The organism is Enterocloster clostridioformis (assembly GCF_020297485.1).
Lineage (GTDB): Bacteria > Bacillota > Clostridia > Lachnospirales > Lachnospiraceae > Enterocloster > Enterocloster clostridioformis.
On sequence record NZ_JAIWZC010000001.1, the window covers coordinates 2,886,997 to 2,906,954 of the forward strand.

Annotated in this window: 20 protein-coding genes; 4 read left to right on the forward strand and 16 right to left on the reverse strand. The window is 50.9% G+C overall.

What is annotated here, in order from left to right; genetic code table 11:
• Window positions 1-73: 73 nt before the first annotated feature.
• The 4 genes from rimI to LA360_RS14605 are packed head-to-tail and all read right to left on the reverse strand — an operon-like array spanning window position 74 to window position 3,920.
• Window positions 74-523, reverse strand: a complete 450-nt coding sequence (gene rimI, locus LA360_RS14590; protein WP_002587467.1) for a ribosomal protein S18-alanine N-acetyltransferase — start codon at window positions 521-523, stop codon at window positions 74-76.
• A 52-nt stretch (window positions 524-575) separates the two neighbouring features.
• Window positions 576-1,328 (reverse strand): tRNA (adenosine(37)-N6)-threonylcarbamoyltransferase complex dimerization subunit type 1 TsaB, encoded by a 753-nt coding sequence (tsaB, locus tag LA360_RS14595; protein ID WP_022202116.1) that lies wholly within the window; start codon window positions 1,326-1,328, stop codon window positions 576-578.
• Window positions 1,325-1,753 (reverse strand): tRNA (adenosine(37)-N6)-threonylcarbamoyltransferase complex ATPase subunit type 1 TsaE, encoded by a 429-nt coding sequence (gene tsaE, locus LA360_RS14600; protein ID WP_002587465.1) that lies wholly within the window; start codon window positions 1,751-1,753, stop codon window positions 1,325-1,327. Before tsaE ends, tsaB begins: the two co-directional genes overlap by 4 nt.
• 19 nt (window positions 1,754-1,772) lie before the next feature.
• Window positions 1,773-3,920: a Tex family protein gene (locus tag LA360_RS14605; RefSeq protein WP_112482117.1), complete on the reverse strand. Its 2,148-nt coding sequence runs from the start codon at window positions 3,918-3,920 to the stop codon at window positions 1,773-1,775.
• Window positions 3,921-4,133: 213 nt separating this feature from the next.
• Here LA360_RS14605 and LA360_RS14610 point away from each other — a divergent pair, with 213 nt between their 5' ends.
• Window positions 4,134-4,589, forward strand: a complete 456-nt coding sequence (locus tag LA360_RS14610; RefSeq protein ID WP_089774444.1) for a DUF4190 domain-containing protein — start codon at window positions 4,134-4,136, stop codon at window positions 4,587-4,589.
• A gap of 61 nt (window positions 4,590-4,650) precedes the next feature.
• On the opposite strand, the gene LA360_RS14615 is transcribed toward LA360_RS14610, so the two are convergent.
• From LA360_RS14615 to secA, 5 genes are all read right to left on the reverse strand, one after another.
• The gene (locus tag LA360_RS14615; protein ID WP_002587462.1) at window positions 4,651-5,016 is read right to left on the reverse strand and encodes a DUF2752 domain-containing protein; all 366 of its coding nucleotides are present in this window, start codon (window positions 5,014-5,016) and stop codon (window positions 4,651-4,653) included.
• A 3-nt stretch (window positions 5,017-5,019) separates the two neighbouring features.
• Entirely contained in the window at window positions 5,020-6,261 is a 1,242-nt protein-coding gene (locus LA360_RS14620) for a homoserine dehydrogenase (RefSeq protein WP_022202112.1), read from the reverse strand.
• A 57-nt stretch (window positions 6,262-6,318) separates the two neighbouring features.
• Entirely contained in the window at window positions 6,319-6,762 is a 444-nt protein-coding gene (locus LA360_RS14625; protein ID WP_002566467.1) for an ACT domain-containing protein, read from the reverse strand.
• 244 nt (window positions 6,763-7,006) lie between these two features.
• A protein-coding gene (prfB, locus tag LA360_RS14630; RefSeq protein ID WP_370804723.1) for a peptide chain release factor 2 occupies window positions 7,007-8,144 on the reverse strand; the annotation gives its coding sequence in 2 pieces (ribosomal slippage) (window positions 7,007-8,080 and window positions 8,082-8,144; 1,137 coding nt in all).
• 125 nt (window positions 8,145-8,269) lie between these two features.
• Window positions 8,270-10,843: a preprotein translocase subunit SecA gene (gene secA / locus LA360_RS14635; RefSeq protein WP_089774442.1), complete on the reverse strand. Its 2,574-nt coding sequence runs from the start codon at window positions 10,841-10,843 to the stop codon at window positions 8,270-8,272.
• Between the two features lie 800 nt (window positions 10,844-11,643).
• On the opposite strand from secA, the gene hpf reads away from it, so the two are divergent.
• Window positions 11,644-12,174 (forward strand): ribosome hibernation-promoting factor, HPF/YfiA family, encoded by a 531-nt coding sequence (gene hpf / locus LA360_RS14640; RefSeq protein ID WP_057571754.1) that lies wholly within the window; start codon window positions 11,644-11,646, stop codon window positions 12,172-12,174.
• Between the two features lie 87 nt (window positions 12,175-12,261).
• On the opposite strand, the gene LA360_RS14645 is transcribed toward hpf, so the two are convergent.
• Complete coding sequence (locus tag LA360_RS14645; protein ID WP_057571755.1) at window positions 12,262-13,761, reverse strand: C40 family peptidase; 1,500 nt, start codon at window positions 13,759-13,761, stop codon at window positions 12,262-12,264.
• A 16-nt stretch (window positions 13,762-13,777) separates the two neighbouring features.
• Window positions 13,778-14,701 carry a thioredoxin-disulfide reductase gene (gene trxB, locus LA360_RS14650; RefSeq protein ID WP_022202107.1) on the reverse strand — a complete coding sequence of 308 codons (924 nt, stop codon included), beginning with the start codon at window positions 14,699-14,701 and terminating at the stop codon, window positions 13,778-13,780.
• Window positions 14,702-14,869: 168 nt separating this feature from the next.
• Between trxB and ymfI the strand changes: the two genes are divergently transcribed.
• Window positions 14,870-15,601 carry an elongation factor P 5-aminopentanone reductase gene (ymfI, locus tag LA360_RS14655; RefSeq protein WP_022202106.1) on the forward strand — a complete coding sequence of 244 codons (732 nt, stop codon included), beginning with the start codon at window positions 14,870-14,872 and terminating at the stop codon, window positions 15,599-15,601.
• A 194-nt stretch (window positions 15,602-15,795) separates the two neighbouring features.
• Window positions 15,796-16,251 (forward strand): hypothetical protein, encoded by a 456-nt coding sequence (locus LA360_RS14660; RefSeq protein ID WP_022202105.1) that lies wholly within the window; start codon window positions 15,796-15,798, stop codon window positions 16,249-16,251.
• A 179-nt stretch (window positions 16,252-16,430) separates the two neighbouring features.
• Here LA360_RS14660 and rpsI read toward each other — a convergent pair whose 3' ends face one another.
• The 5 genes from rpsI to LA360_RS14685 form a co-directional block, all read right to left on the reverse strand.
• Window positions 16,431-16,823 carry a 30S ribosomal protein S9 gene (gene rpsI, locus LA360_RS14665; RefSeq protein WP_002566476.1) on the reverse strand — a complete coding sequence of 131 codons (393 nt, stop codon included), beginning with the start codon at window positions 16,821-16,823 and terminating at the stop codon, window positions 16,431-16,433.
• 24 nt (window positions 16,824-16,847) lie between these two features.
• Window positions 16,848-17,276: a 50S ribosomal protein L13 gene (rplM, locus tag LA360_RS14670; RefSeq protein ID WP_002566477.1), complete on the reverse strand. Its 429-nt coding sequence runs from the start codon at window positions 17,274-17,276 to the stop codon at window positions 16,848-16,850.
• Between the two features lie 226 nt (window positions 17,277-17,502).
• Window positions 17,503-18,246: a tRNA pseudouridine(38-40) synthase TruA gene (gene truA / locus LA360_RS14675; protein WP_022201703.1), complete on the reverse strand. Its 744-nt coding sequence runs from the start codon at window positions 18,244-18,246 to the stop codon at window positions 17,503-17,505.
• Window positions 18,247-18,284: 38 nt separating this feature from the next.
• Window positions 18,285-19,085 carry an energy-coupling factor transporter transmembrane component T family protein gene (locus tag LA360_RS14680; protein WP_022201702.1) on the reverse strand — a complete coding sequence of 267 codons (801 nt, stop codon included), beginning with the start codon at window positions 19,083-19,085 and terminating at the stop codon, window positions 18,285-18,287.
• Window positions 19,078-19,956, reverse strand: a complete 879-nt coding sequence (locus LA360_RS14685) for an energy-coupling factor transporter ATPase (RefSeq protein WP_022201701.1) — start codon at window positions 19,954-19,956, stop codon at window positions 19,078-19,080. The genes LA360_RS14680 and LA360_RS14685 overlap by 8 nt, the downstream gene beginning before the upstream one ends.
• Window positions 19,957-19,958 lie beyond the last annotated feature (2 nt).

The window sequence follows — 19,958 nt, forward strand, 5'->3', positions numbered from 1 at the left end:
GAAAAAAGGAGAGGAATGTCTGGTTCCTCTCCATTATATACATAAAATATTCACATTTTAAGTGGTAATTCTTTCATATTGTCCGATTCCACATGATGACGGCATCCTCGGCAGGATTGTGGTAATATCCCTTCCTGACAGCCTCCTGCCTGAAACCATAGGAATCATACAGTTTTCTGGCTCCCAGGTTGCTTTCCCGGACCTCCAGGGCAATGGCCCGGACCCCTCTGGCCCTGGCAAAAGCCACCATGGCATCCATAAGTTCCCGCGCAATTCCCTGACGCCTGTAATTGGGATATACCCCAATCCGCTGTATCTCCCCCTCGTCCGCCAGAATCCGCACAACCGCATATCCCAGGATGGCTCCGTGGTCCGCATAGACAAAATACGTATCCAGCCTGCTGTCCAGGCCCATACGTATCAGATTCTCAGACCAGCTCTCCGAAAAGCATACCTGCTCCAAATCAGCTACCTGCTCAATATCCTGGCCTGTCATGGGGCGCACCCCGCGAATCAGCTCCATTTTCCCGCTCCTTTCTGTTGCCGCAGCAGTTCAGACCATGTATCTGCTGCCGTTAATAATCTCCCGGGAGCTTTGCGGCAGCTCCGCGGGCAGACTGCTCTGCCTCTCTCTGGCGTTCAGCCTGGGGCTTTCTCAGATAATCCGGCGTGAACTCCGCCGCTGTCACCACCCGTACGCCATGGCAGCCCTCTGCATCCAAAATCGCGTTCATCCCCAGGGCAGCCACGGAGGCAGCCCTCTGCCGGTTCATCTGGGCCGGTGCAAAGGCATGGGGCACGGTGAGCATCTCCCTGATAATATCCTTATATACAGGCACACCGTCTCCCAGGAATATGACCCGCTCTCCTTTTTCATTGAGAAGTCCCGCCAGCTCCCGCATATCCATGGGCTGCTGCTCCATCACCACCTCCAGGCCGTCCCTGGTATGATAGAGCCCCGTATAGACCTGGCTGCGTTTTGCATCCATGATAGGACAGATCAGTCCCTCTGCCCCCCACATATTATATGCCATGGCATCCACGGTGGGAACATGGACCAAGGGCTTTTTAAGAGCCAGCCCCAGCCCCTTTGCCGTGGCAGCGCCTATGCGCAGCCCGGTAAAGGACCCCGGGCCGCCGGCCACTGCTATGGCGTCAATGGTATCCATATCCAGTTCCAGAAGCTTTACAATCTCATCCAGCATAGGGAGCAGGGTCTGTGAATGAGTCTTTTTAAAATCCACTGTATACTCTGCTGTCAATATGTCATCTGTCACCAGGGCCACACTGGCCACCAGGGATGAACTCTCTATTCCCAGTACTCTCATCCTCTATCCTCCACGCTAATCCGCCTGTAATCAAATCCCTTTTCCAAATCCTTTTCAATGGTCACCCAGGTCACCTTCTCAGGCAGTATCTCCTCAATCAGGCCGGGCCACTCGATGAGGCAGACGCCGTCTCCGAAGAAACAGTCCTCATAGCCGATTTCGTCCATCTCGCTCACATCACCGATACGGTACACGTCAAAATGGTACAGCGGAAGCCGTCCGTCCTCATACTGCTGCAAAATCGTAAAGGTGGGACTGTTCACCGGCCCCTCTATGCCCAGGCCGGCCGCAAATCCCTGCGTAAACACAGTCTTTCCCACGCCCAAATCACCGCTCAGGCAGACAATCTGTCCAGGCCCTGCTTCCCCTCCCATCTTTCTTCCCAGCTCATATGTTTCTTCCGGTTTCCGCGTCTCGATTACCATTTCCTACCTCGTTTCATACTTACTTTACGCCCTTCATGGTCAGTGAAATCCTCTTCTTGGCCAAATCCACGCTCAAAATTTTCACATCCACAACATCTCCCACACTGACAGCCTCCAGCGGATGTTTGATGTACTTGTCTGTCATCTGGGAGATATGTACCAGGCCGTCCTGATGAACGCCTATATCCACAAAGGCGCCAAAATCAATGACGTTGCGCACGGTTCCCTTTAACACCATTCCCGGCTCCAAATCCTTCATCTCCAGGATATCGCTTCTTAGAATGGGCCTTGGCATCTCATCCCTGGGATCCCTGGCAGGCTTTTCCAGCTCTCCCGCAATATCCCGCAGGGTTATCTCTCCTATGCCCAGCTCCTGCGCTGTCCTCTTATAATCCTTTATCCTCCGGCTGATTCCCACCAGACCTCCCCGGGACAGCTCCTCAGGCTTATAACCCAGCTTTTCCAGAAGCTTCCCGGCTGCATCATAGCTCTCCGGATGGACGCTGGTACCGTCCAGAGGATTCTCACCCCCTGTAATACGCATAAAGCCGGCGCACTGCTCAAATGCCTTTGGCCCCAGCTTGGCTACCTTTAACAGCTGCTTTCTGCTCTTAAATGCCCCGTTCTCTTCCCTGTAGGCCACAATATTCTTAGCCAGTGTCTTATTGATGCCGGACACATATTCCAGCAGGGAGGCCGAGGCTGTGTTCAGATCCACGCCCACCTTGTTCACGCAGTCCTCCACCACGCCTTCCAGCGCCTCACCCAGACGCTTCTGGTTCATATCATGCTGGTACTGACCCACGCCGATGGACTTGGGGTCAATTTTCACCAGCTCAGACAGCGGGTCCTGGAGACGTCTGGCAATGGATACCGCGCTCCTCTGGCCCACGTCAAAGGCAGGGAATTCCTCGGTGGCCAGCCTGCTGGCAGAGTACACGGACGCTCCTGCCTCATTTACAATCACATACTGGACCTGTTCTCTGATTTCCTTCAGCAAATCCACGATAATCTGCTCCGACTCCCTGGACGCTGTGCCGTTTCCCACGGATATGAGGGAAATATTGTATTTTTTAATGAAAGCCTTCAGTATCTTTTTGGATTCCTCCACCTTGTTCTGAGGAGCTGTAGGGTAAATAACCACTGTATCCAGCACCTTTCCCGTGCTGTCCACCACGGCCAGCTTACATCCGGTGCGGAAGGCCGGATCCCAGCCCAAAACCACCCGTCCCACAATGGGAGGCTGCATCAGAAGCTGTTCCAGGTTTTTTCCAAATACCTTGATGGCGCCCTCCTCTGCTCTTTCCGTCAAATCGTTTCTGATTTCCCGCTCAATGGAGGGGCCGATGAGGCGGCCGTAGCTGTCGGCTGCCACTTCCTTAAGGATGGGCGTGGTATATGGGTTGTCCCGGACAATGGTCTGCTTTTCCAAATACCCCAGAATCTGCTCCTCAGGAGCCAGGACCTTCACGGTCAGCATCTTTTCATTCTCGCCCCGGTTCAGGGCCAGGATGCGGTGGCCGGCAGCCTTCTTCACAGGCTCCTCATAATTATAATACATCTCATAGACAGACTGCGCCTTCTCATCCTTGGCAGAGGACTGGATGACACCCTTGTTCATGGTTATGTTCCTGATATAGGTACGGAAGGCCGCGTTATCTGAAATGCGCTCCGCCAGTATATCCCTGGCTCCCTGTATGGCCTCCTGGACGCTGGCCACTCCTTTTTCCTCCGACACAAAGCCGGCAGCCGCCTTTTCAACAGGCTCACCTGTCATCTGCATGCTGATAAGGTCCGCCAGAGGCTCCAGCCCCTTTTCCCTGGCAATCATGGCCCTTGTCCAGCGTTTGGGCTTGTAGGGACGGTAAAGGTCCTCCACCGCCACCAGGGTCTGGGCCTCCTTTATCTTAAGCTCCAGCTCCGGGGTCAGCTTCTCCTGCTCCGCAATAGAGGCAATAACCTGGCTCTTGCGGTCTTCCAGGTTGCGCAGGTATTTTAACCGCTCATCCAGATTGCGCAGTACCTCGTCGTTTAAGGAGCCGGTTGCCTCCTTCCGGTATCTGGCAATGAACGGAATCGTATTCCCCTCATCAATGAGTTTGACGGCTGCTTCCGCCTGATGGCGTCCGATATTCAGCTCTTCCGCCAGTTTTTTAATAATATCCATGGTAAACCTCGCATATCTGTAATCTAACTAACTGTTATATTATAGTGCATCCCAACCGCTTATGCAAGTTCTGGCCGAAAGTTCCCCGTATATGGAAAGCTTCTTCATCTGGACAGTGCCGGTAATTCGTGATAAAATAGCCAGGATAGCAGTCACCATATTTCGGCGCAGCACAACCCGCTGGGCCTGACCAAAGAAAGGTTCTTATTCAGAATGATGAATGATACTCATAATAACCAGAAATCGTCTTCAAACAATCAGAAAAAAAACTTCACGTCCTCCGAGCGCCTTGCCACCTGTTCCATGATAGCAGGCATCATCGGAATCGTGTGCAGCCTTTTCTATCTGCCCATGTCCCTGGCCTATAACCAGACAGCCATGCCTACCGGCCTTGTCTGCGGCGTTATCGGCATCATCCTTGCCCTCATGGCCCGGAACGCCGACATAAGTCCCAGGAAGTCCTTTAACGCAAGGGCCATTGCAGGGCTGGTATTAAGCGCCATAGCCATCTCCCTTACATTTTTCTTTTTCTACGCTCTGGCCTGCTACTATGAGGCGCTCAGCGATCCGGTGACCGGACCTCAGATTAATGAGTTCATCAACCGGCTCCAGGAACAGCTGAACCAGCAGTTGCAGCTGCCCAAGACCACTGGCTTCCTTTGGTTCTGATGCCGGTTTTGACGCCGGCGCTATCCCGGTCCGCTTCCGGCTCCGGCTATATTCATACGGGTCAGCGCGGCCACAGGGGAAGCAGGTCCACGCCTCTTACCACCAGCATATAGTTCTTGTACACCCAGTTCACCAGCGCAATAGCTGCGCCGGTGTAAACCAGCAATTTTTCATGCCCCAGATAATATCTGGGGTTTTTGGCCGCCCTGGACACCGCAAAGCTTACCAGTTCAGCCGTCAGCACCACTGCCATATAGGCAACCAGGGGATGGTACCGGATACTCAGGAGCAGATTGCCGGCGAGCAGCGCCCGAAACGCTCTGGTGCCGCCGCAGCCGGGACAGTAAAGTCCCGTTAAAAGATGAAACAGGCAGGGAAATCCCTGCCTTGCAATTTCACCGATAATCCGGCTTATGACCGATGCCATATGCTACAGCACCGCACGTATCATCTGCTTGATACCGTATTCAGACCGCTCCTGTTCCCTGGAGTCATAGGAAACAGCCACTTTCCTGAATTCACCCTCTGCCATCTGGGCGGTGAGGAACGCGAATTCATCCATTCCGTAAAGCTCGATTACCTCCACCTGGCCGAAGGCGTTCTTTACATCCTGCTCCTTATTGCGGTAGGAACCGGCCGCCCTGACAAAATACCTGAACTGTGCCTGGTCCATGGATTCGATAGCCTGTTTTTCGTCTGTCCAGCCCATGGGCACGTTCTTTTTGAGATTCTGAGCCGCCTCAATGATATCAGCCACCACCGCGCTTCCCGTTGGAAGCTTTCCGGCGCCGCTGCCATAGAACATGGAGGTACCCAGCATATTTCCCTTCACCAGGATGCCGTTGAATACATCATTCACAGAGTACAGGGGACTGGTCTTGTTAATCATCACCGGCGCCACATAGGCCAAAACCCTGCCGTCTTTTATTCGGCTGGTTCCAAACAGCTTCACCGATGTCCCCATCTTCTCCGCATATTTAAAGTCGATATCCGTGATCCGCGTGATGCCCTCGGTGTAGATATCCTCATAATTCACTTCTTTCCCTGTTGCCATGGCTGTAAGAATGGCAATCTTGCGGCAGGTATCATGGCCTTCCACATCCGCCTCAGGATTGCGCTCCGCATATCCCAGATTCTGGGCTTCCTTCAGGGCATTTTCAAAGGATTCCCCCTCTTTGTCCATCTTGGTCAGGATAAAGTTGGTGGTTCCGTTTAATATACCCGTGATTTCCTCGATGCGCTCACCCATGAGACAGCGGTAAAGAGGGCGGATAATAGGGATACCGCCGCCCACGCTGGCCTCAAAGAAGAAATTCACATGCTTCTTCCTGGCAATGGCCAGAAGCTCTGTGCCGTGGGCCGCCACCAGCGCCTTATTGGAGGTGACCACATGCTTGCCCGCCATGAGGCAGGCCTTCACGAAGGGATAGGCAGGATTCAGTCCGCCCATGGTCTCCACCACAATCTTCACTTCCTCGTCCTGCTCAATCACCTTGAAATCGTGGACGATCTTATCTGCCACCGGACTGTCCGGGAACTCCCTTAAATCCAGGACATACTTTAACTCCACTTCCTGTCCTGCCTGGCTTGCTATTACATCCCTGTTCTTGTCAAGTATCTCGGCCACGCCGGAACCAATGGTACCATACCCCATAACTGCTGTCTTAATCATAATCTTCCGCTCCCTGTGTTTTATTCTCCTCTGATATTGAAAGGCCCGAGCCGGCCGTCACTCCCTGGCAAGTATTTTGACGTAATGGATACCGTCCAGTACTTCCAGTTCCTCTATCATGCTGGATACATTGCCTGTATTCTCCCTTACCTCAACGCTCAGCGTAAGCGTTGCCACGCCGTTGACCGGAATGCTCTGGTGAATGGTCAGTATATTGGCCCTGTACACCGCTACCACGTGAAGCAGGTCGCTGAGAAGTCCCTGTTCATCGTCCATCTGCACCACCAGGGTAATGGTTTTCCCCTTGGTGTTGTCATAGAAGGGAAATATGTCATCCTTGTACTTATAAAAGGAACTCCGGCTGATTCCCACCTTATCCGTGGCTTCCTGCACCGTAATGGCCCGTTCTGTCTCCAGCAGCTTCTTTGCCTCCACAACCTTCAAAAGAACCTCAGGCACGGCTTTCTGTTTCACCACAAAGTATTTGCTTTTGTCTTCCATTGTTCAATCCTTTCGTAGGCCCGCGTGTATGTCCGTATTGGAAATACATCTGTACTCACGAGGAAGATATTAACATATTTTTATTTTAAATGCAACTGTTTTTATCTAATTCTTCACGCTAATTTTTTTCACGATACACAGAGGAAACGCGGCCAATGCGCAAAGGACCGGAAGTTTCCGGTCCCCTGCGCATTGGTTCTATTCGTATGCCTCATGTCTTAATGATCTGTAACCCCGCCTGTCTTTACTCGTCTTCCCTTACATTCTTATCCGGGCATCCCAGACTCATCCAGCGAAGATAGGCACTGATAAAGTTATCAATTGCCCCGTCTAACACAGCGTCCACATTACCGCTTTCCTCGCCTGTACGGTGGTCTTTGACCATGGTATAGGGCTGCAGCACATAGGAACGAATCTGGCTTCCCCATCCGATATCCTTCACATCCCCGCGAATGCCTGCCGCCTTGGCCGCCTGCTCCTCCTGCTTTACCATAAGGAGCTTTGCCTTCAGCATCTGCATGGCCTTCTCCTTGTTCTGGAACTGGGAACGCTCATTCTGGCATGTCACCACGATTCCCGTGGGAAAATGGGTGATTCGGATGGCTGAGGACGTCTTGTTGATGTGCTGTCCGCCGGCGCCGCTGGACCGGTAGGTGTCCACGCGGATATCGTCGGGATTCACCTCAATATCTATGTCCTCCTCAATGTTGGGCATGACGTCGCAGGACACAAAGGATGTCTGGCGCTTGCCCGCGGAGTTAAACGGAGATATACGCACCAGTCGGTGCACTCCGTGCTCAGAACGCAGATATCCGTATGCATTCTCACCGTCAATCTGCACGGTGACAGATTTAATTCCCGCTTCCTCGCCGTCCAGGAAATCCAGCACATGGGCCTTAAAGCCCTTGCTCTCAGCCCAGCGGCAGTACATGCGGTACAGAATGCTGCACCAGTCACAGGACTCGGTTCCGCCTGCCCCTGCGTTCAGGCGCAGGATGGCGTTATTGGAATCATACTCTCCGGAGAGCAGGAGCTTCATCCGCATATTCTCCAATGTTTCCTTAAACTGTTCCAGCATCTCCTCAATCTCAGGAATCAGAGAGGAATCATTTTCCTCGTATCCCATCTGAATCATTACCTGGATATCCTCATACTGCTGTTCCAATGCCCGGTAGGTATCCACCTCATCCTTCAGGTTCTTGGACTCTCTGACCATCCTGGTGGACTGCTCCGGATCGTCCCAGAAGCCAGGCTCCTCCATGGACTTATCTAATTCCGCGATTCTTCTGACCTTGTTGTCCAGGTCAAAGTGAATCCCTCACTTCCACTAATGGCTTGTCATACGTCGATAACGTATACTTAAAATTATCTAACTCTACCACAGCTTCACCCACTTTCAATCTATATTTTGTGAGCCCCTGCTCAGGGCTGTTTCATGGTTATATGCAGTCATTTTCATAAAGGCCGGTGTTCAGATGATATCACACCGGCCCTGGTATTTCGTCGATTATTTAATTCTTCCGTGGCACTGTTTGTACTTCTTGCCGGAACCGCACGGGCATGGGTCGTTAGGGTATATCTTCTGCTCCACACGCTTCTTGGGCGCGCTCGGGGCAGACGCATCCTTGTTCGTGCCGGTCACCTTGGCAGCGGGTTCACGCTCCACCTTCTGCTCCACGCGGATATGGAACAGGATACGGATTGTCTCCTCCTGGATGGAAGCCATCATGGACTCGTACATCTCATAACCCTGCATCTTGTATTCAACTACCGGATCCCTCTGGCCGTATGCCTGGAGGCCGATGCCCTCACGCAGCGCGTCCATGTCATCCAGATGCGCCATCCACTTGTTGTCAATTACCTTCAGCAGAACCACGCGCTCAATCTCACGAATCTGCTCCGGCTCCGGGAACTCGGCTTCCTTTGTCTCGTAAAGCTTGATGGCCTCTTCCTTCAGATTGTGCTTAAGCTCATTCTTCTTCATGGACTTCTTCTGTTCGTCGGTAAGAGTTACCGGCTTCAGGGGAATGACCGGAAGAAGGAGGTTGTTCAGTTCCTGTAAATCCCACTTATCCGGGGTCTGGTCATCGGATACAGAGATATCCACCGCGTTCTCCACAGTGTCCGTAATCATCTTGAGTACAAGGTCGCGCATGTTGTCGCCGTCCAGCACCTTGCGGCGCTCCGCGTAGATAACCTCGCGCTGCTCATTGTTGACCTCGTCGAACTTAAGGAGCTGCTCACGGATACCGTAGTTGTTGCTCTCTATCTTCATCTGTGCCTTCTCAATGGCATTGGACAGCATCTTATGCTCAATCTGCTCTCCCTCCGGCACACCCATGGCCTCAAACATGGCCATAAGACGGTCTGAACCAAAGAGCCTTAAAAGGTCATCCTCCAGGGACAGGTAGAACCTGGACTCACCCGGGTCACCCTGACGTCCGGAACGTCCGCGCAGCTGGTTGTCAATACGGCGTGACTCGTGACGCTCCGTACCGATGATCTTAAGGCCGCCCAGTGCCTTGGTTTCCTCGTCCAGCTTAATATCCGTACCACGGCCCGCCATGTTGGTGGCAATGGTAACAGAGCCGTGGATACCTGCGTCTGCTACGATTTCAGCCTCCAGCTCATGGAACTTGGCATTCAGTACTTTATGGGGAATTCCCTTTTTAGTCAGCATCTTGCTCAGTAGCTCGGAAGTCTCAATGGCAATGGTGCCCACCAGGACAGGCTGTCCCTTCTCGTGTGCTCTCTCCACCTCGTCCACAACCGCCTTGTATTTTTCTTTCTTTGTCTTATATACGGCGTCCTCCAGGTCCTTACGAATCATAGGCTTGTTGGTAGGGATGACGATAACGTCCATGGCATAGATGTTGCGGAACTCTTTTTCCTCTGTCTGGGCAGTACCCGTCATACCTGCCTTCTTCGTATACTTGTTGAAGAAGTTCTGGAATGTTACGGTAGCCAGGGTGCGGGACTCCCGGCGCACATTTACGTGCTCCTTAGCCTCGATTGCCTGATGAAGTCCGTCGGAATAACGGCGGCCGGGCATAATACGGCCTGTGAATTCATCTACAATCAGGACCTCGTCATCCTTTACAACATAATCCTTATCCCTGAACATCAGGTTATTGGCGCGCAGAGCCAGGATAATGTTATGCTGGATCTCCAGGTTCTCAGGATCTGCCAGGTTTTCAATATGGAAGTACTCCTCCACTTTCTTGACGCCCTGTTCTGTCAGGTTTACTACCTTATCCTTTTCATCCACAACGAAATCGCCTGTCTCCTCAATCTCCTCGCCCATGATGGCGTCGATCTTGGAGAATTCCTTGGATACGGTACCTCTCTCCAACTGGCGGGCCAGTACATCGCACACCTCATACAGCTTGGTGGACTTGCCGCTCTGTCCGGAAATGATAAGAGGCGTCCTGGCCTCGTCAATCAGCACGGAGTCAACCTCATCGATGATACAGTAATCCAGGTCGCGCAGCACCAGCTGCTCCTTATAAATGGACATGTTATCGCGCAGGTAATCGAATCCCAGCTCATTATTTGTCACGTAAGTAATGTCGCAGGCATATGCCTCCTTACGCTGTTCACTTGTCATGTCGTTCAGTACAACGCCCACGGTCATGCCCAGGAATCTGTGCACCTGACCCATCCACTCGGCGTCACGCTTTGCCAGATAGTCATTGACCGTTACGATCTGGACGCCCTTTCCCTTCAATGCATTCAGGTATGCGGGACAGGTGGATACCAGAGTCTTACCTTCACCAGTACGCATCTCGGCAATACGGCCCTGATGCAGTACGATACCGCCGATCAGCTGTACAGGGAAATGCTCCATATTCAGAGTTCTTCTTGCCGCCTCACGGACAGTGGCAAACGCCTCCGGCAGAACGTCATCCAACGTTGCGCCCTCTGCAAGCCTTTCTCTAAAGATTCTGGTCTGGTCACGCAGTTCCTCATCAGACATGGCCATCATCTCGGGACGCAGCGATTCAATCTTTGTCACGATTGGCCGTATCATCTTCAGTTCTCTTTCACTGTGAGTCCCGAACACCTTTTCAATCAAGTTCATGGTATACTCTCCTAACTTCTTCCTATATAATAGAAACTAATTTTCAACCAGCGCCTGTACCTGCAGCATCTGCCTTATCACCTATTATCTGTCTGCTGATTCCTGTCTATTCCCTGCCTTTCCACAATGCCTGTCATTGCGGACCTTTGGATAAAATACTACAAATACTACGCCTATGATACAATCTTACTTATTGTAGCACTTGAGAAAGATTTATTCAACGGGTTAATGAAAAATTAACATTTTGTCCATATACTTAACAATTCCACGTTATTTTACATGATTTACCCATTTTCATCCTGTTCACCGTTTTATGAAACAGAATCTATGCTCTCCTTTTTTGAAGCGATTCTCTTCAGACTTATGGTCAACCAAGCAGATTGCACAAAAAATGTGTTCGATTTTTTACCTGTCCACATTATCCCCAGAAGTTTATACACATTACCCCCAAAGTTATCCACATCACAGTTTGTCCATTTTAAGGCAAAAAATAGTTATACACCAACTTATCCACATTATCCACAAGTCTATAACTTTTCATTTGCTCTTCCCCCTCAGACTTTACATTTATTTTATTTTTGTACACTTCTGATAAACTTGAAAAGTACGAAAGAAAAAACAAGGTTTTCTCTTGACATTTCAAGGAGTCCTCTATTAGGAATGCAATAGCTCTTTACCGCATTTGAAACAAAATTTTATAAAAAATTAAGATAAATTGTTAAACAATTCTTAGGTTATGATTGTAATTTTGCAATAAATATGATATAATGTCACTATCCCAAGAAAAGGAGTTGATGTTTATGCGTTATACCATAACAGGACGAAATATTGAGGTAACTCCAGGTTTGAAGGCTGCCGTTGAAAAGAAGATTGGCAAGCTGGAACATTTCTTCACTCCGGACACCGAAGTAATCGTAGCGCTGAGCGCACAGAAAGACCGACAAAAAATTGAGGTGACTATCCCAGTCAAAGGCAATACCATCCGCGCGGAGGAATCCAGCTCCGATATGTATGTATCCATTGATCTGGTAGAGGAAATCATTGAGCGCCAGATCCGCAGATATAGAAAGAAACTCATTGATAAGAAACAGGCCGCCATCTCTTTCTCCCAGGCATTCATAGAGGAAGAGGACGAAGTACAGGATGACGAGATTCAGATTGTCAAGACAAAGAGATTTGCCATCAAGCCAGCCATTCCCGAGGAAGCATGCCTCCAGATGGAGATGCTGGGACATAATTTCTACGTGTTCCTGAACGCAGATACGGACCAGGTGAACGTAGTCTATAAGCGCAAGAACGGAACTTACGGACTGATTGAGCCGGAGTTCTAAACCACGGATTCAAACCGAATATTTTTCTTATAATAAGTACAAGCCCGCAAATCTGCGGGCTTGCTTTTATATGTAGAAATAATTCTTTTAATCCAAAAACGTCACTGCCTTACAGGGCGTCCTGTAATTTGCCGGCGTGATGCAGATACCCGTGGTGGGATTGCTGGCGTGGATAACCTGTCCGCCGCCGATGTAGATAGCCACATGGTTAATGTAATCGCCGCTGGCATAGAACAGCAGATCTCCCGGCTTGGCATCGCTGACCGATATGGACTTTCCTCTGGCCGCCTGGTCCCTGGAGCTTCTTCCTGTACTGATTCCAAAATGGGCGAATACGCTCTGGGTAAATCCGGAACAGTCGGCTCCGCTTGTCAGGCTTGTCCCACCGTACACATAGGGGTTGCCCAGGAATTGTTTTGCGTATGCCACCACTGCGTTACGGGTAGCGGAGGCCACCTCTGTGGAGGTTCCGCCAGAAGATCCCGGACCCTTGCTGTCCACAGTCTCAGGCGCCTTTGCCGTTGTGGGCGCTGCCACCGTACTGTCCTTGCCGTTCTCAGGATTGGCAGCAATGGTGGTGACGGCGTCTGTTCCCTTTGTCTCCTCCTTTTTGGGAGCCGATGTGGCAGGAGCTTCCGTGGTTTTCTGGGCCTTTGTGGTGGCTGCCGTGGTCTTCTTGGCCGCGTCTGCCTTCTTGGCATCCTCCAGAGCCTTCAGGGCCTTGTCCGCATCTTCCTTGCGTTTGGCCTCCTCTGCCGCCTTAGCCTTCTCCTCTTCCACCGACACAGCCTTGTTAAACTCCACACTGGTCTTCATATACTCCTTGAACACATAGCCTTCCAAGTCCGAATCCACCTGGACCTTCAGGAAATCCCCTTCCTCGCCCGTAACCACATAGTGGGCGCCCTCTGACAGCAGTGTCAGCGTCTTTCCTTCCATGTCAGGGCTCTGTCTCAGACGCAGGCTGGGAGTGCCCACTATGGTGCCATAGGTGGTTCCCACCTGCTTGGCCCTGGCTTCTGCCTGCTGTCCTGTAACAAAATAATCTGCCTTTATGTAGCCGGTAACGGAACCGGACTGAATCTTGTACCATTTGCCGCCCTCTCCGTCCACCGTGTCCAGGATGGCAGCCGCGCAATCATTGTTAATCTTGCCGGTCACACCGCTGCTGGTGTTAGCCTCTGTACGGATGTTGACCGTGCCGTTTATCTTTGACACTGCAATGTTATCATACGCTGAGGACTTTGGTTTGGATACAGTCTCCTGGACAGCCTTTGCCTTTGCGGCGTCCCCTGACGCGCTGCCGGACTGGCCGCTGCCCTTATTGCCGCTGCCCTGGCCGCTGCCGGAACCGCTCTTGGCGGAGCCTGCGGCTGTATTTGACTGGACAGACTTGTTTTGCATATCGGAATAGGATGAAGCCAACTGCTTTTCCGGCTCTGTGTTGCCTGCATAATAATTATTCAGCGCAACGGATATACCAGCCAGAGAAGATCCCGTCTCCAGATTCGTGGACGCAAAGGCGTTCACAGAAAGCGCGCAGCTGCACAAACCGCTGAGCACGATTACTTTCTTCCAGTTATTCATCTGCAGCCTGCCTCCCCTAATTCTCTACCAGATACCGCTCCACACTGGTTATCGCGTTTGCCCCGTCCGCGGCAGCCGTGATAATCTGGCGGAGCGGCTTAGTCCTCACGTCACCTGCCGCAAATATACCAGGCGCCGATGTCGCGGCGTCCTCCCCGGCCCTGATATAGCCGTGGTCCATATCCACCAAGCCCTCAAAGGCCCTGCTCTCCGGTGATATTCCCACTGCAATGAACACGCCCTGCACTTCCAGTTCCCTTTTCTGTCCGTCCTTTACATTGGTCAGAGAAAGACTCTTTACCATTCCGTCCCCATTGATACTGTCAGCCACCGTATCCCAGATTACCTCCACATTATCCAAGGACAGCAGATTCTCCTGCAGGCTCTTGGCTGCCCGCAGCTCATTTCTCCTGTGAATCAGATATACCTTGCTGCACATACGTGCCAGGAAAATGGCATCCTCCACAGCCACATCACCGCCTCCGATGACAGCCGTGACCTTATTGCGGAAAAACGCTCCGTCACAGGTGGCACAGTAGGACACCCCGGCTCCTGCCAGTTCTTCCTCCCCCGGCACCCCCAGCTTCCTGTGGACAGCTCCTGTGGCAAGTATAAGGGCCCTTGCCTCATAGGTGTTGCCCTGACACACCACGCTCTTGACGGCGCCCCTGCTTCCATCCTCGATTTTCAGGACCTCGTCCTCCACGAACCGGGCTCCCAGACGGTCCGCGTGTTCCCTGAACTTAAGCCCCAGATCGTATCCGCCGATGCCGGGAAGTCCGGGATAGTTATCCACCTCATATGTGGTCAGGACCTGGCCTCCGCTGACCATGGCCTTCTCAACCACAAGCGTATCCAGCTTTGCCCTCTGGGCATAAACAGCGGCTGCAAGACCTGCCGGTCCGGAGCCGATAATAATTAAATCATAAATATGAGACATAGTTTCACCTTTTCCTTATATTCAATCTAAGCCAATGTTCTTACTATTTTAAACAATTTGTAATTATTATATCACATATAATTTATTTATTACAATTCAATTTCTTACAATTATATCATTGGTATGGTAAAATATGTTATAATCCATAACAGAAAGGATGTGTATCTTATGCCGCGTAAAACCGTACTGGTCACCGGAGCCTCCAGGGGCATCGGCAAGGCCGTAGCAGTTAAGTTTGCAAAGAAGGGCTATAATGTAGCTATCAGCTGTATCCGCAGGGAGGAACAGCTGATGCGGACCCAGAAGGAAATCGAATCCTTCCAGGTCCCCTGCCTGGCATACAAAGGAGATATGGGGGACATGGCATGCTGTAAGGAACTGTTCCTTAAGATTAAGAAGATGTTCGGAGGTGTGGACGTCCTTGTAAACAATGCCGGCATCTCCTATATCGGGCTTTTGCAGGACATGTCCACGGAGGACTGGGAGCGCATGCTGCGCACGAACCTGACATCTGTTTTCAATTGCTGTAAGCTGGCAGTACCCTATATGATTTCTCAAAAGCAGGGAAAAATCGTCAATATATCATCTGTCTGGGGCGTTGTGGGCGCGTCCTGTGAGACAGCCTACTCAGCCACCAAGGGCGGCATCAACGCCCTGACAAAGGCCCTGGCAAAGGAGCTGGCTCCCAGCAACATCCAGGTCAACGCCATTGCCTGCGGAGCCATTGACACGGAGATGAACCAGTGGATGGACGAGGACGACCTTATCGCCCTGGTGGACGAAATTCCATCCGGCCGTCTGGGCCGGGCTGAGGAGGTGGCTGATCTGGTTTACCACCTTGGTTACAAGGAATCTTACCTTACCGGACAGGTTATCGGACTGGACGGGGGATGGATTTAGGCCGGGGAATTTAAGCCGGCGGATTCAGGCCGGGAAATTGAGGCCGGGGGCCTGCTATGCGTCCCGAACCTTTCCGAAACTTTTCCGTATCCTTACGAATATATTAACTGTATTGACCTTGGAGCCGCTCCATGGTGTAGAATCTACTCAGAAAAGCAATACACTAATATAAATCGCAAGGAGGCATGCTTCTTATGAAAAAGAAATATTTAGCAGTCGCAGTTCTCTCCATGGCCCTGGCCGCGGGAAGTGCCATGACATCATTTGCCGCAGGATTCGTTCACACCTCTCAGGGAACAAAGTATCAGTGGGGTTCCGGAGATTATTGTACCAATAACTGGGTGAACTACAAAAACCACTGGTTCTTCTTTGGTGAGGACCAACTCATGCGTACTGGATGGATTCAGAGGGACGGCACCTGGTATTACGCCGCGGATACAGGAGAGCTCCAGAGCGGAATCATGAAGATTAACGGCAATGTCTACTACTTCGACAGCAACAGCTGTAAGCTAAAGACCGGAGAACGCACCTTCAATGGTGAGACCCACACATTCACGGAAAACGGAACCACCGACGGCGGTCCATATGTTTATACAGAGTGGAACAGCAACGGGACACTTAGACGCGGTACCAAATTCGGGGTACGGTAATTGGTAAATTGCATATCCACAATCGGATAGGGATGCCTGAGCCGGAAGGTTCAGCCATCCCTGTTCTAATGATATGAAAAAACAAAGAGCCAAAAAGACCTTCCGGAAAAATTTTTCCGAAAGGTCCTGTAAACTTTTTGCAGGGACATACTGGTGTAAACCAGACGCTGACTCCAAAATTAACGCTTGGAGAACTGAGGAGCACGACGGGCTGCTTTGAGACCGTACTTCTTTCTCTCTTTCATTCTTGGGTCTCTTGTTAAGAAACCGGCTTTCTTCAGGGCTGGTCTGTAATCAGCGTCTACCTGAAGGAGAGCTCTGGAGATGCCGTGACGGATTGCTCCGGCCTGTCCTGTTGTGCCTCCGCCGCGAACGTTAACCATTACATCAAATTTATCAGTAGTCTCAGTAGCTACTAATGGCTGGCGAACAATAACCTTTAAAGTCTCAAGACCAAGATACTCATTGATATCTCTTTTGTTGATGGTGATGTTGCCGGTACCTGGTACTAAATATACTCTGGCGATGGATTTTTTTCTTCTGCCTGTTCCGTAAAATTTTGCGTTAGCCATGATACTTTCTTCCTCCAATCCTCATTAAAATGTTAAAACTTCTGGTTTCTGTGCTGCCTGCTCATGGTCTGGGCCTGCATATACATGAAGCTTGCCAAACATACTTCTTCCCAGAGGTCCCTTTGGAAGCATACCCTTAACTGCTAACTCGATAACCTTCTCAGGCTTCTTAGCCATTAATTCACGCAGGGTTGTCTCTCTCATGCCGCCTACGTAATCAGAGTGATTATAATAAATCTTCTGATCTAACTTCTTGCCGGTTACTTTAATCTTCTCAGCGTTCACAACGATTACATAATCGCCGCAATCCATATGAGGTGTGAAAATCGGCTTGTTCTTTCCTCTTAAAACCTTTGCTATCTCTGAAGACAGACGTCCTAATGTATATCCTGTAGCATCAACTACATACCATTTTCTTTCAATTGTCGCTGGACTAGCCATAAAACTCTTCATTGGTTAACCTCCTGTTAATCTCAACCTTGTTATACACCTGACATCCAACGGATGCCCGCTATATGCCTGATAAATATGGGAAGTATTTATCAATCAAAGTGCTCACTCCGGGGCTTTGGATGAGCATTCTTTGCTAATGTCACAGTTTTATATTATATAATACCAAACACTCCCTGTCAACCACTTTACAAAGAAAAATGCCGAATAATCGAAGATAATCCGGCATTTACAGCTCATATTTCATTTCTATCAGGGTAAGCCCCCTGGCAGGCGCCGTGGGCCCTGCCGCCCGCCGGTCCTTTGCCTCCAGAATGGAGGGCATATCCTCTGCCTGTATGTGGCCGGTTCCCACGGCCATCAGAGTCCCGGCAATGATACGCACCATGTTATACAGAAAACCGTTTCCGGTCACGCGTATGGTAATGATGTCATCGTCATTTCTCGTTACTTCAATCTTATAAACGGTCCTTACCGTATCCGTTACCTGGGTGCGGACGCTGCAGAAACTTTTAAAATCATGTTCCCCTGCCAGCATATTCGCAGCAGCCTGCATCCTGTCCACATCCAGCTTATAATAGCAGAAATGGGAGTACAGACGCTCCATAGGCATGTTGATTCTCCGATTTAAAATCCTGTATTCATATGTCTTGATGCAGGTACATTTCCTGGGATGCCAGTCAGAGGGCACCTCCTCAGATACCTGAACCCGAATGTCCTCCGGAAGTCTCTGGTTCAGGGCCATGCCAATCTTATCCGGCGGCATCTGGCTTTCTGTGTCAAAGACAGCCACATTTCCCCTTGCATGGACGCCTGAATCTGTTCTGCTGGCGCCTATGACCTGGATGGGCTCCCTCATAAGCTGGGTAAGGGCTTCATTGAGAACAGCTTCTATGGTCACTGCCCCCGGCTGTATCTGCCAGCCGTGATATTGTGTGCCGTCATAGGCAACCACAAGCCGTATTCGTTTCATTGGTCCTACCTTCCTGTTTATGCAGAGCAATACTCATTTTAGAGATAAACCCTAGACGCTATTATGACCACAAAATACAGAGTATATATCATATAGGCATCATGGTCCGCCTGGCGGTACTGAAGGGGTTTCATCTTTGTGCGGCCATCGCCGCCGCGGTAACAGCGGGCTTCCATGGCCATGGCCAGGTCTGTGGCCCTGCGGAAAGCGGAGATAAACAGGGGCACCAGGAGAGGCACCATGGCCTTTGCCTTCTGTATCAGATTGCCTGTCTCAAAGTCAGCTCCCCTGGCCATCTGGGCCTTCATGATTTTATCGGTTTCCTCCACCAGAATGGGAATAAATCTCAGGGCAATGGACATCATCATGGCAACCTCGTGGATCGGCACCCTGAACCGCTTCAGAAAGCCAAGGCCCTTCTCCAGACCGTCTGTCAGCTGGTTCGGCGTGGTGGTCAGCGTCATGACGGATGAACCGATGACCAGATAAATAAGCCTCAGACCCATAAAAAAGGCCATGCGCACGCCCTCAAAGGTTATCTTGAAAATCCAGAACTTTACCAGTATGCGCCCGTCTGTAAGGAACAGGTTAAAGCTGACACTGATTAACAGCAGAATCATGATAGCCTTCAGGCCCCTGAGTATGAAACGCACCGGCACCTTGGTCAGCTTAATCACAGCCGCCAGCACCACCGTGGCAATGACATACCCCCATATATTGTCTGCAACAAACAAGGAGGCTATGAATACCATAGTTCCAAAAAGCTTTGTCCTGGGGTCCAGTCTATGAACTGCCGAGTCCACCGGATAGTACTGGCCCAACGTAATCTCTCTAAACATTTTTATCCCTGCTGCTTTCTGTCAGTTTGTTCCTCAGCGCCAGAATCGCCTCCCTGGCCTCTGGCACTGTGGTAATATCATTATCAATATCAATGCCTTTTGCCTTCAGATCATGGACCAGATAGGTTATCTGGGGCGCCGCCAGTCCCATGGTTTCCAGTTCCCTGTAATGGCGGAATACCTCCTTGGGCGCACCGTCAAACACCTTCTGCCCATGGTTCATCACAATAAGCCGGTCCGCATACCTGGCTACATCCTCCATGCTGTGGGAAACCAGTATGATGGTCATATGGCGCTCCCGGTGAAGCCTGTCAATCTGGTCCAGAATCTCATCTCTTCCCCTGGGGTCCAGACCAGCCGTTGGCTCGTCAAGTATAAGGACCTCCGGTTCCATGGCCAGCACGCCGGCAATAGCCACCCGCCGTTTCTGGCCGCCGGACAGCTCGAAGGGAGACTGCTTGTAATAGAAAGGGTCCAGGCCCACCTGCTCCAGGGCTTTTTTTGCCCTGGCTTCAGCCTCCTCACTGCTCAGTCCCTGATTCTTAGGTCCAAAGCATACGTCTGTCAGCACATCCACTTCAAAGAGCTGGTGCTCCGGATACTGGAACACCAGGCCCACCTTGCTCCTCAGCTGCTTCATGTCATAGCCCTGGCTGTAGATATTCTCCCCATTGTAGTAGAGTTCGCCTGCGCTGGCTTTTATCAGCCCGTTTAAATGCTGTATCAGGGTGGATTTCCCCGATCCTGTATGTCCGATCAGCCCTACGAATTCCCCGTCCTCAATCTCCAGATTCACGTCAAACAGGGCATGCTGTTCAAAGGCCGTGCCGCCCCCATATACATAATTCAAATCAACTGCTTTTATTGACATCC

Excerpts from the sequence above, each read along its gene's own strand:
- LA360_RS14660 (WP_022202105.1), top strand. The coding sequence starts at position 15,796 with ATGAAAAAGAAATATTTAGCAGTCGCAGTTCTCTCCATGGCCCTGGCC.
- ymfI (WP_022202106.1), top strand. The coding sequence starts at position 14,870 with ATGCCGCGTAAAACCGTACTGGTCACCGGAGCCTCCAGGGGCATCGGC.
- LA360_RS14605 (WP_112482117.1), bottom strand. The coding sequence starts at position 3,920 with ATGGATATTATTAAAAAACTGGCGGAAGAGCTGAATATCGGACGCCAT.
- LA360_RS14610 (WP_089774444.1), top strand. The coding sequence starts at position 4,134 with ATGATGAATGATACTCATAATAACCAGAAATCGTCTTCAAACAATCAG.
- secA (WP_089774442.1), bottom strand. The coding sequence starts at position 10,843 with ATGAACTTGATTGAAAAGGTGTTCGGGACTCACAGTGAAAGAGAACTG.
- rplM (WP_002566477.1), bottom strand. The coding sequence starts at position 17,276 with ATGAAGAGTTTTATGGCTAGTCCAGCGACAATTGAAAGAAAATGGTAT.
- LA360_RS14645 (WP_057571755.1), bottom strand. The coding sequence starts at position 13,761 with ATGAATAACTGGAAGAAAGTAATCGTGCTCAGCGGTTTGTGCAGCTGC.
- truA (WP_022201703.1), bottom strand. The coding sequence starts at position 18,246 with ATGAAACGAATACGGCTTGTGGTTGCCTATGACGGCACACAATATCAC.
- rpsI (WP_002566476.1), bottom strand. The coding sequence starts at position 16,823 with ATGGCTAACGCAAAATTTTACGGAACAGGCAGAAGAAAAAAATCCATC.
- LA360_RS14625 (WP_002566467.1), bottom strand. The coding sequence starts at position 6,762 with ATGGAAGACAAAAGCAAATACTTTGTGGTGAAACAGAAAGCCGTGCCT.
- LA360_RS14615 (WP_002587462.1), bottom strand. The coding sequence starts at position 5,016 with ATGGCATCGGTCATAAGCCGGATTATCGGTGAAATTGCAAGGCAGGGA.
- tsaB (WP_022202116.1), bottom strand. The coding sequence starts at position 1,328 with ATGAGAGTACTGGGAATAGAGAGTTCATCCCTGGTGGCCAGTGTGGCC.
- LA360_RS14620 (WP_022202112.1), bottom strand. The coding sequence starts at position 6,261 with ATGATTAAGACAGCAGTTATGGGGTATGGTACCATTGGTTCCGGCGTG.
- trxB (WP_022202107.1), bottom strand. The coding sequence starts at position 14,701 with ATGTCTCATATTTATGATTTAATTATTATCGGCTCCGGACCGGCAGGT.
- tsaE (WP_002587465.1), bottom strand. The coding sequence starts at position 1,753 with ATGGTAATCGAGACGCGGAAACCGGAAGAAACATATGAGCTGGGAAGA.
- LA360_RS14685 (WP_022201701.1), bottom strand. The coding sequence starts at position 19,956 with ATGTCAATAAAAGCAGTTGATTTGAATTATGTATATGGGGGCGGCACG.
- rimI (WP_002587467.1), bottom strand. The coding sequence starts at position 523 with ATGGAGCTGATTCGCGGGGTGCGCCCCATGACAGGCCAGGATATTGAG.
- hpf (WP_057571754.1), top strand. The coding sequence starts at position 11,644 with ATGCGTTATACCATAACAGGACGAAATATTGAGGTAACTCCAGGTTTG.
- LA360_RS14680 (WP_022201702.1), bottom strand. The coding sequence starts at position 19,085 with ATGTTTAGAGAGATTACGTTGGGCCAGTACTATCCGGTGGACTCGGCA.